Raw genomic sequence first — 16,866 nt, forward strand, 5'->3', positions numbered from 1 at the left:
GCGTTCCGCGATCGGTCCCGGTGTCGGCTGCATTGCTCACAACGTGGCGCTCCGGAAGTCGAAGTCGAGCGCCTGGTCGGGGCGTTGCACCAGGTTGCCCTGGATGAAGTCGATCCCGCCCACCCACAGTGCAGCCGCGGCCTGCGGGTCTTCCACCGCCTGGCCGATGACTTGCAGGCCCAGGCGATGGGCGCGTTCGATGGTGGTGCGCATCTCGTCCTGCAGTTCGCGCGGCAGCGGGTGCTGGGCGAAGGCGGCGGACAGGCGCAGGTAGCCCAGCGGCAATTCCTGCAACAGCTGGTTGGCATCCTCGTTGCTGCGGAACTGGCTGAGGCAGAATTGCACGCCGGCCGGCACCAGTTGCTCGCAGAACTGGTGCAGCAGCACCACGTGCACCACCGCGTCCTCCAGCCGCAGGTCGATCACCAGCGACGGGCCGTCGACGCCGGCGCGTTCCAGGGCCTGTTGCAGCCAGCCGGCGTAATTGTCCTGTGCCAGCGTGATGGGGGATTGCGAGACGAACAGCCGCATCGGCTGGCCCTGCGCGCGGCGTTTTTGCAGCAGCTCCAGCGCGCGCTCCATGACCCAGCGATCCAGTTGCGGCATCAGCCCGCTGCCCTGCGCCGCCGCCAGGAACTCGCCGGCCTTGCGCACGCTGCCGTCCGGCCCGCGCATCCGCACCAGCACCTGGAACTGGGACTCGTCGCCACCGGCCACCGCCACCACCGGCTGGAAGGCCAGGTACAGCGCATCGCTGCCGCTGGCCAGGGCGGCGCGCAGTTCGTCCACGATGTCGCCGGATGCCACCACGTTCGCCGGCGCGTACACCGCCACGCCGATGGGCGAGGCCTGTGCTTCGCGCGCGGCTTCCTCGGCGGCGGCCAGGGCCGCGCCGGCATCGCTGAAACCACGTTCGAAGCCGGCATAGCCCACCGCGCAGCGCAGGCGCAGGGTTTCGTTTTCGATCGGGAAGTCGTGATAGCCGATGCCATCGCGCAGGTTGCGCGCCAACTGGTCGAGCGCGCCCGGCGTCAGGCCGCGCGCCAGCACCAGGAAGGCGTTGTCGCTCAGGCGCGCGCAGGCGTGTTCGCCGGCCAGTTCGCCGAGAAAGCGGCCGGCGCCGTTGATCAGGGCTTCGAAGGCCGCGTAGCCGTAGCGCTTGCGCAGCGCCCCGGCATTGCCCAGTTCCAGCATCAGCGCGCCACCGGGCACCCGGCTGGCCAGTTGTGCGGCCATCGCCTTCATCAGCGCGGGGCGGGTGAACAGCCCCGTCACCGGGTGGCGATCCGGTTCGGCGGTGGCCTGGCGGCCACGGCTGAGCGCGCGGGCGCGGCGGATGCGGTTTTGCACCGCCACGATCAGGTGTCGCGGGCGCACCGGCTTGACGATGTAGTCGTCGCCACCGTGCTCCAGCACTTCCAGCTCGCGGTCGGGGTCCTGGTCGCCGGTGAGGAAGACCACCGGGATGTGCGCGAAGCGGGGGTGTTCGCGGATCTGCTCGGTCAGGGCGGTGCCGCTGGAGCCGGGGATGTGCAGGTCCATCAGCACCAGATCGGGCTCGAACCGTTCCAGCGTTTCCATCATCCGTTCGGGGATGGCGACCACCTCCGCCTGCATGCCGGCACCGCGCAGGATGGCCTCGGCGAAGATCGCCTGGCTGCGGTCATCCTCCACGATCATCACGCGGTAGGGGGATTCTTCCGGCTTGGGGTCGAGCAGCGCGTCGTTCATGCGGGCTCCCGTGCTTGCCGGAACACCTGCGCATCCACAGCCGGGGCTGCCGGGACGGACGCGGGGTGGACTTCCATGGTGTGCGGGTGGCTATCCATTCTTTGGAGTCTGACGCAATTCGGCCCGGGATTCGGCCCGTGCGGGCCGGGCCTGACAGGGTGCACCGCCACGTCGGGCAAGTCCATAGCGGTGTGCTGCTTGACGCCGGCACGCCTGCGGTGCGATATCGCCAGCGATGCCCCATCTCCCGCCCCTCGCCCGCCCACAGGGTGCCGGCCAGCCCCGGCTGGCGCTGGCCGTGCTGGTGCTGGCGGCTGCGTGGCTGGGGCTGTGGGGGGCGTGGCGCAGTTTCGTGCCCACCCCGGCCAATGCCCGCGAGCGATTGCAGCAACAGGCGCAGCGGATCGACGCGCTGGAGCAACGGGTGGCCACCCTGGCGCGCTCCGACCAGATCAGCCGGCAAGCCAACGCCGGGCTGCAAGCCACCCTCGCCGATCGCGACGAGGAAATCGCCGGCCTGCGTGCCGACGTGGCCTTCTACGAGCGTTTCGTTGGTGCCACCGCGCAGCGCCACGGCCTGGCCGTGCACGAACTGCACCTGCAACCGCAGCAGGACCCGCAGCTTTGGCATTTCGTCGCCACCCTCACCCAGAACATCAATCGTGACACCGTCAACAGCGGGCATCTGCAACTGGCGCTGGAAGTCACGGATGGACGCACCATGCGCAGGTTGGACTGGCCCGTGCTGCGGCAGCAGGCCGGGGCCCCCGGGGTGGCGTATTCGTTCAAGTATTTCCAGCAGGTGGAAGGCGACGTGGTGCTGCCGCGCGGGGCCCGGCCGGTGCGGGTGATCGCGCGCCTGCTGCCGGAGGGGAGCGTGCCGCTGGAACAGTCGTTCACCTGGGCCGCGGCCGCGCAGCCGCGTGGCGGCGGTTGAATCGCGGGCCGCCGCCCCCCATGCTGTGGGCATGGACATCGTCACGCTTGAACAGCCTGCGGGCGGGCCGCCGACCGCCCCGCTGCAATTCACCGCCGCCGCCGCCGCCAAGGTGCGCGAGCTGGTGGCCGAGGAAGGCAATGTCGCGCTCAGCCTGCGCGCCTACATCCAGGGCGGCGGCTGTTCCGGGTTCCAGTACGGCTTCGAGTTTGATGAGGGCCGCAACGAGGACGACATCGCCATCGTGACCGATGGCGCCACCTTGCTGATCGACCCCCTCAGCCTGCAATACCTGCTGGGTGCGCAGGTGGATTACGTGGAGTCGCTGTCCGGCGCGCAGTTCGTGATCCGCAACCCCAACGCCAAGACCACCTGCGGCTGCGGCAGCAGTTTCACCGTGTGAGCCGGGCGGGCATGCCGGCCGTGTCGCCGTTTGCCTTCGTCGATGGCGCGCTGGACCGCGCCGACCACCTGCGCGACGATCCCGCCGCACTGGATGCCGCGTGGCCGCAGGCGGGCATCCTGGCCCTGCATCCGGATGGCCGCGCCGTGGTGGATGCCACCGGCGCGCTGTACCAGATCGCCGCACCGGCCGACGCCGGGCGGTTGCCCGCGGCGACCTTCCTGGGCCTGCGCGACGGGCGCGCGTGGTTTCTGGCCGATGCCGCAGATCTGGGGCTGGCCGCCGCACCCGCCATCGACTTGCGCAAGGCCGCCGCACACTGGCCGGCGTGGCAAGCCACCTTGTTCGCGCAGGCGCGCGCGCTGCAACACTGGCATCACCAGCACCGGTTCTGTCCGGCCTGCGGCGGCGGCCTGCGCTATCGCCGCGCCGGTTGGTTGGGCCAGTGCGAGGCCTGCGGCAGCGAACATTACCCGCGCACCGACCAGGCCATCATCGCCGCCATCACCGACGGCCAGCGCCTGCTGCTGGGCCGGCAAGCAGGTTGGCCGGCGCGGCGCTGGTCGGTGGTGGCCGGCTTCGTCGAGCCCGGCGAGACGCTCGAACAAACCGTGGCCCGCGAGGTGCTGGAAGAAACCGGCGTGCGCGTGCTCCCGCATACCGCGCGCTACCTCGCCTCGCAGCCGTGGCCGTTCCCCGGCTCGCTGATGCTGGGCTTCATTGCCCACGCACGGCCCGATGTGCCGCACGCCAGCGAGGAGCTGGAAGACGCGCGCTGGTTCGGCGCGGAAGACGTGCGCGCCGGCTTGGCGCGCGACTGGAAGACCGCCGAGGACGCAGGCGAAGGCATCGTGCTGTCCTCGCCGATCTCCATCGCCCGCCACGTGATCGCCTGCTGGCTGGACGAACACGACGCACGCAAGCGCTAGACTGCCGTCCATGGCCGCCACCCTGCTTGCCGTCGTGATCGCGCTCGTCCTGGGCCACCTGCTGCCGGCGCTGGCCGCGCGGGTGCGGCGCTTCGACGGCTATCGGCGCGCGCTGGCATCGGCCCAGGCCCGGGCCGGCGACTGGGCGGTGGTCGCATTGCTGGCGACACCGCTGTTGCTGGCGGCGGCGGCCCAATGGGGCCTGCGGCAACTGCCGCTGGGATGGCCCGCGCTGCTGCTGGGCATCGGTGTGCTGTACGCATGCTGGGGGCCGCGCGACCTGGATGTGGACGTGGACGCCGTGGTGCAGGCGCCGGATGCCGCTGCCCGGCGCACCGCCGCGGCACGCTTGTGGCCGGCGGGCACCCCCGTGCAGATGGAGGGGCCGGCACTGGCCGAGGCCGTGTTCGACAGCGCCTTGCGGCGCTGGTTCGCGGTGCTGTTCTGGTTCTGCCTGCTGGGCCCGGTGGGCGCCGTGCTGTATCGGCTGCTGGCGGAGGCGGCCACACCCGCAGCGGATGCCGCCGCCGCCCCCTGGCAGGCCACGCTGCGGCACGGGCAAGCCGTGCTGGAATGGCCGGTGGTGCAGGTGATGGCGCTGTCGCTGGCGGTGGTGGGCAGCCTGGGCAGCGTGGCGGCCGCCTGGCGTGAGCCGGGCGCGTTCGGCCTGCGTTCCCCCCTGCTGGCGCACGCCGCCCGCGCCAGCGTGCGCAACGAAATCGACGAGGAAGTGGCCGACTACACCGACGCCGGCATCCCCGCCGCCACCGCCCTCATCGAGGCCTTCGGCGAACTTCCGGAACTCCGCGACGCCATGCGCCTGGTCTGGCGCATCCTGCTGCTGTGGCTGACCTGGCTGGCGCTGTTCGTGGTGGCGGGATGGGTGGGGTGAAATGGCGACTGCGTTGGTGGTGGGGGGAAGAGGTTTCATCGGTGGCTTCATCGTCAGTGCGCTGAAGCAGCGTGGTTGGCAGGTTCGCGTGTTGGCCCGGCCGCATGGGCGGATGTTGGCGGAAGGGGAGGTGGCCGGCGACCTGTTGCGGATGCTGGATGCGGAGGATTGGGCGCAGGCGCTGCAGGGGGTGTCGGTGGTCGTCAACGCTGCCGGCATTCTGCGTGAAGAGGGTCGGCAGCAGTTCGAAGCCATCCATGTGCGGGCACCCCTGGCGCTTGCGCAGGCGTGCGTGTCGCGTGGTGTTCGCTTCGTGCAGATATCCGCACTGGGAGATCCGCGGGACGGTGGGTTCATCGCGTCCAAGCATCGCTTCGATTCGGCATTGTTGGCGTTGCCGCTGGAGGCCATCGTGTTGCGTCCATCGGTGGTGTACTCGCACCGGGGCTCCTATGGCGGCACATCGCTGCTGCGTGCGCTGGCCGCGTTCCCGTGGCGGCAACTGCTGCCGGGAACGGGCGATTGGCAGTTCCAGCCGGTATGCGCCGAAGACTTGGCGCAGGTCGCTGCCGTCGCCTGCACGCAGGGGACGGCGGGGATTTATGACATCGGCTGTGCAATACCGCTGTCGCTGCATGATTACCAGGCGCAATGGCGGCGCTGGTTGCGGATTCCCGGGCGGCGCAGCTGGCGGGTGCCGTTGCCGTTGGTGCGGGCGCAGGTCTGGTTGGGGCAGTGGCTGGGGCGCGGGCCGGTCAACCGCACCATCTGGAACATGCTGCTGCGCGGCAACCTCACGGCGGCGGAGTCGCACCAACGCGTGCAAGCGGAATTCGGCGTGCAGGTGCGTGACTTGGGCGAGGTGCTGGACGCCGAGCCAAGCCAGATGCAGGATCGTTGGGCAGCACTGTTGTATTTCCTCGTGCCGTGGTTGAAATGGAGCGTGGTGCTGCTGTGGCTGTGGTCCGGCATCGTCGGCCTGGTGACCGATGCCGCCGTCATCGAGGCGATGGCGCGAGGCAGCTACCTGCAGGCCATGCAGCCGGTCCTGTTGGCACGTGGCGCCGGCGTACTGGATCTCCTGCTGGGCGCGGGTCTTGCGTGGGCGCCGCGTCCGCGCCCGGTCGTGCTTGCGATGTTGATCAGCGTGGCGGCCTACGCGCTCGTGTTCGGTGCGCTGTTGCCGCAGCAGTTTCTGGAACCTCTGGGGGGGCTGGCAAAGAGCGTTGCATTGCTTCCCGCCTTGGGGGTGCTGTGGGTGTTGGTGGACAGGAGATAACGACGGTGCCGTATCTCGCCCTGAAGTGGGTCCATGTCCTGTCATCCACGCTGCTGCTGGGTACCGGCCTTGGCATTGCATTCTTCATGTGGATGGCACACCTGACCCGCGATGCGCGCACGATTGCCGCGACTGCGCGCGTGGTGGTGATCGCCGATGGTGTTTTCACCGCACCGGCGGTGGTGGTGCAGCTTGTCACCGGGCTCTGGCTGGCGCAGGTGTTGCACCTGCCACTGACCACGTTCTGGGTGAAGACGGCGTTGCTGCTGTTCTTCCTCGTGGGAGCCTGCTGGTTGCCGGTCGTGTGGATGCAGGTGCAAGCGCGCAACCACGCGCGCGCCGCCGCGGCGGCAGGGGGTGCGTTGCCCGTCGCCTACTGGCGGGTGATGCGCTGGTGGTTCTGGCTGGGCTGGCCGGCTTTCATCAGCGTGATCGTCATTTTCTGGCTGATGGTGGCCAAGCCGCTGTGAGCACGACGGTCGCAGTCCTCAACCCGGTGCCAGCAGGGTGAAGGGGTAAAGCGGGAGGTTGCGCAGGACGGCGAAGCCCACCAGCACCACCAGCCATGGCTTGGGCCGGGCCAGCTGCCGCATCAGTGGTGACAGCCAGGCCGGACGCCAGCCGGCGGCGTTGAGGGCCATCAATCCGAGCAATGGCAGGCTGAGCGCCAGCAACGGGTTCATCGACAGCGCCAACGCCGGGTCCGCGTGCAGCAATGCGTACAGGCAGCGGGTGCTGCCGCAGCCGGGGCAATACAGGCCGGTCAGCGCGCGGATCGGGCAGGGCGGCAGCACGCTGTGGTTGGCGAACGGGTTCAGCCGCGACAGCACCAGTGCGGCGCCGGCTGCCCCCAGTGCCAGCACGGCGGTGGGCAGCGCGCGCCGCCATGCCGGCCATGTGCCGGTAGTGCCGGGATTGGAAGGAGCAGGCATCGGTCAGTGATTGCCGAACAACGCCCCCAGCATGGCCAGCCCGCCGAAGAACAGGAACCAGATCACGATCAGGATCGGGCCGGAAAGTGCCGACCAGAGCGCCCAGCTCTTGGCCTTGCGCGAAGCCTCCCACGCACCGGCCACGTTGCCTGCGGCGCGCAGGCCATCGACCTTCGAAGCGTAGACGATCGAGACGATGCCCAGCGGCAGGCAGCAGAACAGTGTCGCCAGGATGGCCCAGACAAGGTTGTTGGGCACGACGTCTTGCGAAGTATTCATGGGGTTCCCCTGGGAGAAATGAGAGTCAGGCACATGTTCGGGGACGGCGCCGCGTGCCCCGTTGGCATGCGGTACGCGATGGCCCACCCGGTGGTGGCGCAAGCAACTCCCCGCGACGGATGCTCGCCGCAGCGGCGATGCATGTCAATGCATGCATGGCCGCGCCCCGGCCCGCCCACTCACGCCGCATCCCCCCGCAGCGCCCGCACCTGCGCTTCCAGCAGTGCCGCGCTGGCCACCGCACCCGTCACCGGTGCGCCGGCATGCACCTCGATGTGCGCGCGCAGCCGGCGCGGCACGCGCATGCGGCCCAGCCGCCCGTTCTCGGCAGATGCGCTGCGCCTGCTCCACATGCTGCCCCACATGTTCTGCAAGGCCAGCGGCACCACCGGCACGTCCTGCCCGCGCGCCGCGGCGCGTTGCAGGATTTTTTCCATGCCCGACTTGAACGGCGCGATGTTGCCGTCTTTCGTCAGTGCGCCCTCGGGGAAGATGCACACCAGCTCGCCTTCGGCCAGCGCCGCATCCACCGCATCGAACGCGCGCTGCATCACCTCCGGGTTCTCGCGTGCGCCGGCAATCGGAACCGCCTTGGCGGTCTTGAAGATCCAGCGCAGCACCGGGATGTTGAAGATCCGGTAATACATCACGAAGCGCGCCGGGCGCGGGATGCAGGCCGACAGGATCAGCGCGTCCATGTAGCTCACGTGGTTGCACACCAGCAGCGCCGCGCCCTCGTCCGGCACGTGCCTTTCGATGCCGTGCAGCTTCAGCCGGTACAGCATGCGCACCAGCAGCCAGCTCACGAAGCGCATCAGGAACTCGGGCACGATGGTGAAGATCCACAGCGCCACCAGCGTGTTGGCAATCGCCAGCGCCAGGAACAACTGCGGGATCGTCCAGCCCAGGTAGCGCTGCACCGCGATGCCGATGAGCGCCGCCAGCACGATGAACATCGCATTCTGGATGTTCATGCCGGCGATCACCTGCGCCAGCTCGGCCTTCGGCGTGCGGCTCTGGATCAGCGCGAACAATGGCACCACGAAGAAGCCGGTGAACAGGCCCACGCCGCACAGGTCCAGCATGATCCGCAGGCTGCCCGGCGCCTGGATGAACTGCGCAACCTGCAAGCCAGCCGCCAGTGCCTGCCCGGGGCGGGCGAAATACAGGTCCAGCAGGAAGGCGCTGATGCCGAATGCACCCAGCGGCACCAGCCCGATTTCCACGGTGCGCCCCGACAGCTTCTCGCACGACATCGAGCCGATGCCGGCACCCACCGAAAACAGCGCCAGCGCGAAGATGTACAGATTCTGGGTGCCGCCCAGGTTGGCCTGCGCATACACCGGCAATTGTGCGGTGAGAATGGTGCCCACGAACCAGAACCAGCTGACCCCCAGCACCGCGTTGCGCACCGCCAGCCGCTGCCGGGTCAGCGCCCAGATGTGCAGCGACGCGCGCAGGATGTTCCAGTCCACCTTCAGCGAGGCATCGCCGGCGTCCACCTTGGGGATGCGCCGCGCCACCAGGTTGCCGGCCATGGCCATGGCGATCACCGCCACGGCCGCCACCTGCGGCCCGTGGCTGCCGGCCAGCTGGAAGATCAGCCCGCCGCAGACCATCCCCAGCAGGATCGCCAGCGACGTGCCCATTTCCACCAGCCCGTTGCCGCCGGTCAATTCTTCCGGCTTCAGCACCGACGGCAGGATCGAATACTTCACCGGCCCGAACAGGGTGGACTGCAAGCCGGTGCAGAACAGCGCCACCAGCAGCACCGTCATGTTCTGCAACAGGAAGCCCACCGCCGCCAGCGACATGATCGCGATCTCCATCGACGTGGTGATCACGATGAGTTTCTGTTTTTCCATCCGCGCCGCGATCTGCCCCGCGCTGGCGGAAAACAGGAAGAACGGCAGGATGAAAATCGCCGGTGCCAGATTGGCGTACAGCCCCATTTCGCTGCGGCTCACCGCCATGTACGCCAGCAGCCCGATGATCGCCTGCCGGTACACGTTGTCGTTGAACGCGCCCAGCGCCTGCACCGTGAAATAGGGCAGGAAGCGGCGTTGCGTGAGCAGGTTGAATTGGCTGTGGCCGGACATGCGCATCCCCATGCGTGGAAGGGGGAGGATAACCGCACTTGTCCCCGTGCTTGTACCGCCGGGGCAGGGTGTGCGCCGCCGGTTCCCCGCGCCGCGAAGTGGGGGCAGGGTCGATTCGGTATCCTGCCCGCACAAGGAGGACAGGATGCCGCTGAGTCTCAACGAAATCCGCGAGCGCGCCCGCGCGTTTGCCAGGGAATGGGCCGGGGAATCCAGCGAGCGCGCCGAGGCGCAGAGCTTCTGGAACGACTTTTTCGAGGTGTTCGGGGTCAAGCGCAAGCGCGTGGCGGTGTTCGAACAGAAGGCCGCGCGCTTCACCGGCAGCACCCACGGCCGCATCGACGTGTTCTGGCCCGGCGTGATGCTGGCCGAACACAAGAGCGAAGGCCGCGACCTCGATGCCGCGTTCGAGCAGGCCACCGACTACTTCGCCGGCCTGAAGGACGCCGAGCTGCCGCGCTTCGTGCTGGTGTCGGACTTCCAGCGCCTGCGCCTGCACGACCTGGACACCGGCGAGCGCACCGACTTCGCGCTGGCCGACCTGCACAGGCAGATCGGCCGCTTCGGCTTCATCAGCGGCTACCAGACCCGCAGCTACAAGGAAGAAGACCCCGTCAACGTGCAGGCGGCCGAGCGCATGGGCAAGCTGCACGATGCGCTGAAAGCCGCCGGCTTTGACGGCCACGCGCTGGAGCTGCTGCTGGTGCGGCTGCTGTTCTGCCTGTTCGCCGACGACACCGGCATCTTCCCGCGGCAGAGCTTCCACGACCTGATTTCCCAGCGCACCAGCGAAGACGGTGCCGACCTGGGCATGTGGATCGGGCGCGCGTTCCAGGTGCTCAACACCGCGCCGGAGAAGCGCCAGAGCACGCTGGACGAACAACTGGCGGAACTGCCCTACGTCAACGGCAAATTGTTCGAGGAAATCCTGCCGCTGGCGGATTTCAACGCGCAGATGCGCGGCCTGCTGCTGGATGCCAGCGCGCTGGACTGGAGCCGCATCAGCCCGGCCATCTTCGGCTCGATGTTCCAGTCGGTGATGGACACCAAGGCCCGCCGCAACCTGGGCGCGCACTACACCAGCGAGAAGAACATCCTCAAATTGATCGGCCCGCTGTTCCTGGACGGGTTGAAGGCGGAGCTGGACAAGGCCGGCCACGACGAGCGCAAGCTGGCGCAGTTGCACCGCAAGCTGGCCACGCTGACCTTCCTGGATCCGGCCTGCGGCTGCGGCAACTTCCTGGTGATCGCCTACCGCGAGCTGCGCGCGCTGGAGCTGGAGATCCTGCGCCGCCAGTTCGCCACCCAGCAGTCGGTGCTGGCGCACGTGCAGGACCACGTGCTGGTGGACGTGGACCAGTTCCACGGCATCGAGATCGAGGAGTTCCCGGCGCAGATCGCGCAGGTGGCGATGTGGCTGATGGACCACCAGATGAACTCGCGGATGCACGGCGAATTCGGCGAGCCGATCAACCGTATCCCGCTGAAGAAATCCGCCACGATTGTCCACGGCAACGCGCTGCGGATGGACTGGAACGCCGTGGTGCCGGCGGAGCGGCTGAGTTTTATCTTGGGGAATCCGCCGTTCGTCGGGAAGAAGGAGCAGAACGCGGACCAGAAGGCCGATATGGCCGCCGTCTTCGCCGGTGTGAAAGGCGCGGGCGTGCTGGATTTCGTCTGCGCGTGGTATTTGAAGGCAGCCGACTACATGCAACGCGCTCTTGCCCGTCATTCCCGCGCAGGCGGGAATCCAAGGACTTCGGCGTCTGATACCACAACGTCCATGGATTCCCGCCTGCGCGGGAATGACGGGCTAAGGGCAGCCTTCGTCTCCACCAACTCCATCACCCAAGGCGAGCAGGTCGGCATCCTGTGGTCGGAGCTGTACCAGCTCGGCATGCACATCCAGTTTGCACATCGCACGTTCAAGTGGAGCAACGAGGCGCGCGGCAAGGCGGCGGTGCATTGCGTGATTGTTGGTTTTGGCGGTAATCCTTCGGACGTGCCTGCGCTCCATGACTACGAGCGGGCCGACGGGGAGTCGCAACTTGTCGAAGCAAGGCGAATCAATCCGTATTTGGTGGATGCGCCGGAAGTATTCCTGACCAAGCGGAGTGTGCCGCTTTCCGCTGCGGTTCCAGCGATGAACTACGGCAGCATGCCGATTGATGAAGGTCATTTGATCCTCAGCGATGAGGAGCGTGAGACTGCTCTTGCCGACGAGCCGGGGATCGAGCCTTGGATTCGCCCTTATTTCGGCGGCGATGAGTTCATCAATGCTGGCTCGCGCTGGTGCTTGTGGCTGCTGGATGCCCCGCCCAGCGTCATCAAACAATCGCCGTTCCTTCGCCTTCGAATCGAGGCATGCCGCGCGTTTCGTGCCGGTAGCGGCAGGGCGACCACGCGTGAACTTTCGAAAACGCCGGGGCTGTTTGGTGAAATTCGCCAGCCGACCACGCGCTATCTGCTGTTGCCGAAAGTGTCTTCGGAGAACCGCGCCTACATCCCCTGCGGCTTCCTTGACCCGGAAGCGATTGCCAGCGGCACGGGCTTGGTCGTGGCCGGCGCTGGCCTGTACGACTTCGGCATCATCACTTCGCAGATGCACATGGCATGGATGCGGGCGGTTGCCGGTAGATTAGAAAGTCGTTATCAGTACTCCGCCGGCATCGTCTACAACAACTTCCCCTGGCCGGAGCCGCTCGACGACAAGGCCCGCGCCGGCATCGAAGCCGCCGCCCAAGCCATCCTCGACGCCCGCGCCCAATTCCCCGGCTCGACCCTGGCCGACCTCTACGACCCGCTGACCATGCCGCCCGCACTGGTGAAAGCCCACGCCGCACTGGACAAGGCGGTGGACGCCGCCTACCTGACCGCCGAAAAAGCCGCCGGCCGCAAGCCGCCGAAGCTCACCACCGACGCCGAGCGCGTGGCCTTCCTGTTCGAACGCTACCAGGCCCTCACCAGGCTGCTGCCGGCGGACAAGCCGAAGCGTGCGCGCAAGCCGCAGGTGCCGGCATGAAGACCGCGCCGGCATGGATTCTGCTGGGCGTGCTGTTGCTGGCAGCGTGCACGGATCACCCTGCACCGGCACCCGCGGAATCTGCGTCACGGCCGCGGCAGGCCGGTCAGCCGCTGGACCCGCTGGCCACCGCTGCGCGCATGGCGGCGATCCGGGGGGCCGCCGCGCGTGGGGACCAGCAGGCCGTGCGCCAGCAGATGGATGCGATGAGCGATGATGTGCGGCGCACCATGCGCATGCCCGATCCGGCGCGGCGCATACCTGCCGAAGCGGCACGGGAGCAGGCCAGAACGGTTGCCGGCGTCAGTTCCGTGGCATGGGTGGACGCCACCAACTTGCTGGTGATGGTGGATGGTGCGCAGTTTCGCGATTACGCCACCATCGACCGCATCTGCATGGCGCTGGAGCCATTGGGTGACACGCTTTGGGTCAACATCCATTTGCAGAATCGGCGAGCAGACACCGGGGATGCGTTGGAAATCCTCAGCCGCAATTGCCAGTTGCCGCCGGGCCAGCGCGCCTTCATGCAGCAACAGCGGCGGCTCGACGTGGTGGACCCGGCCATTCGCGCGCAGCAACGCGCGGTGCAGGTTCGGATGCGTGATGCGCAGGCACGCAAGGCAGCGGATGATCGTGCCAATGCCGAGGCGCTGCGCAACATTCCCGAAATGTAGTGCGCGGTAGAAACGAGCGATGACGAAGACAGGAGACAGCCCATGAAAACCCGCACCCACGTGCCCCACGACGACGGCCAGCGCCGGCTGGCGGTGTTGATCGATGCCGACAACGCGCAGGCCTCGGTGATCGAGGGCCTGCTGGCGGAGGTGGCCAAGTACGGGCTGGCCAGCGTCAAGCGCATCTACGGCGACTTCACCACCCAGCAGCAGGGGCAGTGGAAGAAGGTGCTGCTGAAGCATTCGATCAGCCCGGTGCAGCAGTTCGCCTACACCAGCGGCAAGAACGCCACCGACAGCGCGCTGATCATCGATGCGATGGACCTGATGTACACGGGCCGCTTCGACGGCATGTGCCTGGTCTCCAGCGACAGCGATTTCACCCGGCTGGCACAGCGCCTGCGCGAGGAAGGGCTGACCGTGTACGGCTTCGGCGAGCACAAGACGCCGGACCCGTTCGTGCAGGCCTGCGACAAGTTCATCTACACCGAGGTGCTGCGCGCCGAAGTGCCGGAGCCGGCAACGCCCGCCGTCCCGGTGAAGCCCGCGCGCAAGCAGCCGGTGAAGAAGCCGGCTGCGGCCAAGGCACCCGCACCCGTGCAGGAAGCCCCGCCGCCGGTGGTGCCGGTGCCGCCGCCCGCAAAAGCCGCCCCGCTGCCGCTGCCGCTGGGCCTGCTGCGGCAGGCCATCGAGGAGGCATCCGACGAGGAGGGCTGGGCGCATCTGGGCGCGATGGGCGCCTACCTCAACAAGATCAAGCCGAACTTCGACCCGCGCCTGTACGGGCAGAAGAAACTCAGCGACCTGCTGCGCAAGCAGCCCAAGCATTTCAGCGTGGTCGAACGGGAAACCAGCGCCGGGGTGAAGGCGCTGTTCGTGAAAGCGCTGGCGGGCTGAGTGGCAGCGCCGTTTGGCGCACCTGCAAGGCAGTGTTCCGCTGGTGCGGTTGATGGGCCGCGCGGGTGGCGCGGATAGTGGCCCACCCTTTGCCGGAAGCGTGCCATGTCGCGACTGTTTGCTCCCATCTCGTTCGGCCCGCTGACGCTGGCCAACCGCATCGTGGTGGCACCGATGTGCCAGTACGCCAGCAGCGAAGGGCTGGCCAACGACTGGCACGTGCAGCACTGGGGCACGCTGGCGCAGTCCGGTGCGGGCCTGCTGCTGACGGAGGCCACCGCTGTGCTGCCCGAGGGACGCATCAGCTGGGCCGACCTGGGCCTGTACGACGATGCCTGCGAGGCCGCGTTCGCACAGGCGCTGGCGGGGGTGCGGCGCTGGTCGCAAATGCCGGTGGGCGTGCAACTGGCGCATGCGGGGCGCAAGGCCTCCACCCATCGCCCGTGGGAGCAAGGCGGTGCGGCCATCGCGCCGGGGGCGGCGCACGGCTGGCAGACGCTCGCGCCGTCCGCGCTGCCCTATGCGGACACGGATCCATTGCCCGAGGCGCTGGACGCCGCCGGCATCGCCCGCGTGGTGCAGGCGTTCGCGCAGGCGGCGCGCCGCGCTACCCGGCTGGGCCTGGATGCCATCGAAATCCATGCCGCGCACGGCTACCTGCTGCACCAGTTCCTGTCGCCGCTCAGCAACCACCGCGACGATGCTTATGGCGGCGCGCTGGAACATCGCATGCGGCTGGTGCTGGAGGTATTCGACGCGATCCGCGCCGAGGTGCCGGTGACGATGGCGGTGGGCGTGCGCATTTCCGCCACCGACTGGGTGGACGGCGGCTGGGATCTGCCCCAGAGCATCGCGCTGGCGCGGGCGCTGGATGCGCGCGACTGCCATTACCTGCATGTGTCCAGCGGCGGGCTGCATCCGTCCCAGCGCATCGCCGCCGGGCCTGGCTACCAGTTGCCGTTTGCGGAGGCGCTGCGTCGCGAGGTCGCCATGCCGGTGATCGGCGTGGGTCTGATCACCACCGCGGAGCAGGCGGAGGCCGCGCTGGTACAGGGCCGCGCCGACGCCATCGCGCTGGGGCGGGCGCTCCTCTACGACCCGCGCTGGCCGTGGCATGCGGCCGCCGCGCTGGGCGCGACCGTCGCCACTTCGCCGCGCTTCGCGCGCGCGGTGCCGCACGGCCTGCCGCCGCTGCTGGTGCCGGCCACCGGCACGGCCGGCTGATTTCTTGGACCCGGAGGTCCCGCCATGCCCACGCTGATGCCCGCCGCGTTCCTCGGCCACGGCAGCCCCATGAATGCGCTGGAGCGCAACCGCTTCAGCGAGGCGTGGCGCGCGTTCGGTGCGGCGGTGCCCAAGCCGCGCGCGATCCTGGCGATTTCCGCGCACTGGCATGTGGATGCGCTGGCGGTGACCGCGATGCCACACCCGCGCACCATCCACGACTTCTACGGCTTCCCGCAGGCGCTGTTCGACGTGCAGTACCCGGCACCGGGGCTGCCGGCGCTGGCGGAGGAAATTGCCGATGTGGTGTCGCCGGACTTCGTGGTGGCCGCCGACCACGAGGCGTGGGGGCTGGATCACGGCACCTGGTCGGTGCTGGTGCATGCGTTTCCGCAGGCCGACATCCCGGTGGTGCAACTCTCGCTGGACGCCCGCAAGCCATTGGACTGGCACCTGGCGCTGGGCGCGAAGTTGGCGGCGCTGCGCCAGCGCGGGGTGTTGATCGTGGGCAGCGGCAACGTGGTGCATAACCTGCGCGCACTGGATTGGCACAACCCCGAGGGCGGCTTCGACTGGGCGCGGCGGTTCGACGATGCCGCGCGCGTGCTGATGGCCGAGCGCCCGCACGCCATCGCCACGTTGGCATCGCATCCCGATTACCGGCTGGCGGTGCCCACCGACGAACACTTCCTGCCGCTGCTCTATCTCGCGGGCTTGTCCGCCGCGGTGGGCCGCCCCGCCGACGTGCTGGTGGACGGCTACAGCTACGGCGCGCTGTCGATGACCGCGTTCACGCTGGATGCCGATGGCCCGGGGCAGGCCGGCGCTGCCGCGCCGCTGGACGCCCGCGCGATGCCGGGCCACGCCAACCTCTAGCGATAGCGCCGCTGCGGCTCGTGCACCGCGTCGCGCGGGTGCAGGCGCAGGCGCGGGCGCAGCCAATCGGCGAATTCGGTTTCGCCGAGGCTGCCTTCGGCCAGCAGCAGCATCTGCGTGTATTTCTCTTCGCTGCTGGCAAGCAGCTCGGCGTCGTTGAGGGCTAGGAACACGCGGTAGCAGACGTGCGCGGTGCGTTTGTTGCCATCGACGAAGGGGTGGTTCTTCGCCAGTCCGAAAGCCAGACTCGCGGCAAGTGCCGCCAAGTCCGGGGGCGGGTCGCCGTAGGCGAACAACTGCTGCGGACGCCCCACTGCCGATTGCAGCAACGCTTCGTCGCGCACGCCTTCGCCGCCGCCGTGTTCGGACAGCTGGCGCTCATGGATGGCCAACGCCAGCGTGCGGTCGATCCAGATAATCACGGCGGCTTACTGCGCCAGCTTGCGCAGCAGCTCGCGGTCTTCGCGCATGACCCGCTCTGCCACTTCCATCTGCGCGGCGAAGTCCGGGTCGTAGGTGGTCAGGCGGATGCCGTCCGGTGTTTCCAGCGCGTACAACGCGTCGCCCTTGTCCAGCCGCAGACGCGCCAGCAGCTCCTTGGGCAGGATGACGCCGGCGGAATTGCCGATGGCGGTGATCTTGAGCTTCATGACGCGGCCCCGGTGCGAGTTATAACGGATGTTATATCGCGG

At 68.4% G+C, this 16,866-nt stretch carries 17 protein-coding genes; 11 read left to right on the forward strand and 6 right to left on the reverse strand.

Annotated features, from left to right (window positions below; all coding sequences use genetic code 11):
- Positions 1–36: 36 nt before the first annotated feature.
- On the reverse strand, positions 37–1,731 hold the full coding sequence (locus ACE3OK_RS10285) for an EAL domain-containing protein (RefSeq protein WP_374249450.1): 1,695 nt from the start codon (positions 1,729–1,731) through the stop codon (positions 37–39).
- Positions 1,732–1,966: 235 nt separating this feature from the next.
- On the opposite strand from ACE3OK_RS10285, the gene ACE3OK_RS10290 reads away from it, so the two are divergent.
- The 6 genes from ACE3OK_RS10290 to ACE3OK_RS10315 are packed head-to-tail and all read left to right on the forward strand — an operon-like array spanning position 1,967 to position 6,641.
- The gene (locus tag ACE3OK_RS10290; protein ID WP_374249451.1) at positions 1,967–2,668 is read left to right on the forward strand and encodes a DUF6776 family protein; all 702 of its coding nucleotides are present in this window, start codon (positions 1,967–1,969) and stop codon (positions 2,666–2,668) included.
- 31 nt (positions 2,669–2,699) lie between these two features.
- A complete protein-coding gene (erpA, locus tag ACE3OK_RS10295) occupies positions 2,700–3,071 on the forward strand; it encodes an iron-sulfur cluster insertion protein ErpA (protein WP_374249452.1) in 372 nt (123 codons plus the stop codon).
- Between the two features lie 11 nt (positions 3,072–3,082).
- Positions 3,083–4,000: an NAD(+) diphosphatase gene (nudC, locus tag ACE3OK_RS10300; protein ID WP_374249453.1), complete on the forward strand. Its 918-nt coding sequence runs from the start codon at positions 3,083–3,085 to the stop codon at positions 3,998–4,000.
- Positions 4,001–4,010: 10 nt separating this feature from the next.
- The gene (locus tag ACE3OK_RS10305; RefSeq protein WP_374249454.1) at positions 4,011–4,892 is read left to right on the forward strand and encodes a hypothetical protein; all 882 of its coding nucleotides are present in this window, start codon (positions 4,011–4,013) and stop codon (positions 4,890–4,892) included.
- Between the two features lies 1 nt (position 4,893).
- Complete coding sequence (locus ACE3OK_RS10310; protein ID WP_374249455.1) at positions 4,894–6,171, forward strand: NAD-dependent epimerase/dehydratase family protein; 1,278 nt, start codon at positions 4,894–4,896, stop codon at positions 6,169–6,171.
- Between the two features lie 5 nt (positions 6,172–6,176).
- On the forward strand, positions 6,177–6,641 hold the full coding sequence (locus ACE3OK_RS10315) for a DUF2269 family protein (protein ID WP_374249456.1): 465 nt from the start codon (positions 6,177–6,179) through the stop codon (positions 6,639–6,641).
- An 18-nt stretch (positions 6,642–6,659) separates the two neighbouring features.
- Here the strand turns inward: ACE3OK_RS10315 and ACE3OK_RS10320 are convergent, their stop codons facing one another.
- The 3 genes from ACE3OK_RS10320 to ACE3OK_RS10330 form a co-directional block, all read right to left on the reverse strand.
- Positions 6,660–7,103 (reverse strand): DUF2752 domain-containing protein, encoded by a 444-nt coding sequence (locus ACE3OK_RS10320; RefSeq protein WP_374249457.1) that lies wholly within the window; start codon positions 7,101–7,103, stop codon positions 6,660–6,662.
- A gap of 3 nt (positions 7,104–7,106) precedes the next feature.
- Positions 7,107–7,382 carry a CD225/dispanin family protein gene (locus tag ACE3OK_RS10325; RefSeq protein ID WP_374249458.1) on the reverse strand — a complete coding sequence of 92 codons (276 nt, stop codon included), beginning with the start codon at positions 7,380–7,382 and terminating at the stop codon, positions 7,107–7,109.
- A 179-nt stretch (positions 7,383–7,561) separates the two neighbouring features.
- Positions 7,562–9,481 (reverse strand): MFS transporter, encoded by a 1,920-nt coding sequence (locus tag ACE3OK_RS10330; RefSeq protein ID WP_374249459.1) that lies wholly within the window; start codon positions 9,479–9,481, stop codon positions 7,562–7,564.
- Positions 9,482–9,626: 145 nt separating this feature from the next.
- Here ACE3OK_RS10330 and ACE3OK_RS10335 point away from each other — a divergent pair, with 145 nt between their 5' ends.
- From ACE3OK_RS10335 to ygiD, 5 genes are all read left to right on the forward strand, one after another.
- Entirely contained in the window at positions 9,627–12,503 is a 2,877-nt protein-coding gene (locus ACE3OK_RS10335; RefSeq protein ID WP_374249460.1) for a DNA methyltransferase, read from the forward strand.
- Positions 12,500–13,177: a hypothetical protein gene (locus tag ACE3OK_RS10340; protein WP_374249461.1), complete on the forward strand. Its 678-nt coding sequence runs from the start codon at positions 12,500–12,502 to the stop codon at positions 13,175–13,177. The genes ACE3OK_RS10335 and ACE3OK_RS10340 overlap by 4 nt, the downstream gene beginning before the upstream one ends.
- A 42-nt stretch (positions 13,178–13,219) precedes the next feature.
- On the forward strand, positions 13,220–14,074 hold the full coding sequence (locus tag ACE3OK_RS10345) for an NYN domain-containing protein (protein ID WP_374249462.1): 855 nt from the start codon (positions 13,220–13,222) through the stop codon (positions 14,072–14,074).
- Positions 14,075–14,179: 105 nt separating this feature from the next.
- A complete protein-coding gene (locus ACE3OK_RS10350) occupies positions 14,180–15,298 on the forward strand; it encodes an NADH:flavin oxidoreductase/NADH oxidase (protein WP_374249463.1) in 1,119 nt (372 codons plus the stop codon).
- Positions 15,299–15,322: 24 nt separating this feature from the next.
- Positions 15,323–16,174, forward strand: coding sequence for a 4,5-DOPA dioxygenase extradiol (ygiD, locus tag ACE3OK_RS10355; protein WP_374249464.1), 852 nt, complete (start codon positions 15,323–15,325; stop codon positions 16,172–16,174).
- Here ygiD and ACE3OK_RS10360 read toward each other — a convergent pair.
- Positions 16,171–16,596: a type II toxin-antitoxin system death-on-curing family toxin gene (locus ACE3OK_RS10360; protein WP_374249465.1), complete on the reverse strand. Its 426-nt coding sequence runs from the start codon at positions 16,594–16,596 to the stop codon at positions 16,171–16,173. The genes ygiD and ACE3OK_RS10360 overlap by 4 nt on opposite strands.
- A 6-nt stretch (positions 16,597–16,602) precedes the next feature.
- On the reverse strand, positions 16,603–16,824 hold the full coding sequence (locus ACE3OK_RS10365) for an AbrB/MazE/SpoVT family DNA-binding domain-containing protein (protein WP_374249466.1): 222 nt from the start codon (positions 16,822–16,824) through the stop codon (positions 16,603–16,605).
- Between the last annotated feature and the right edge of the window lie 42 nt (positions 16,825–16,866).

Source organism: Thermomonas sp., from assembly GCF_041905325.1.
Taxonomy (GTDB): domain Bacteria; phylum Pseudomonadota; class Gammaproteobacteria; order Xanthomonadales; family Xanthomonadaceae; genus Thermomonas.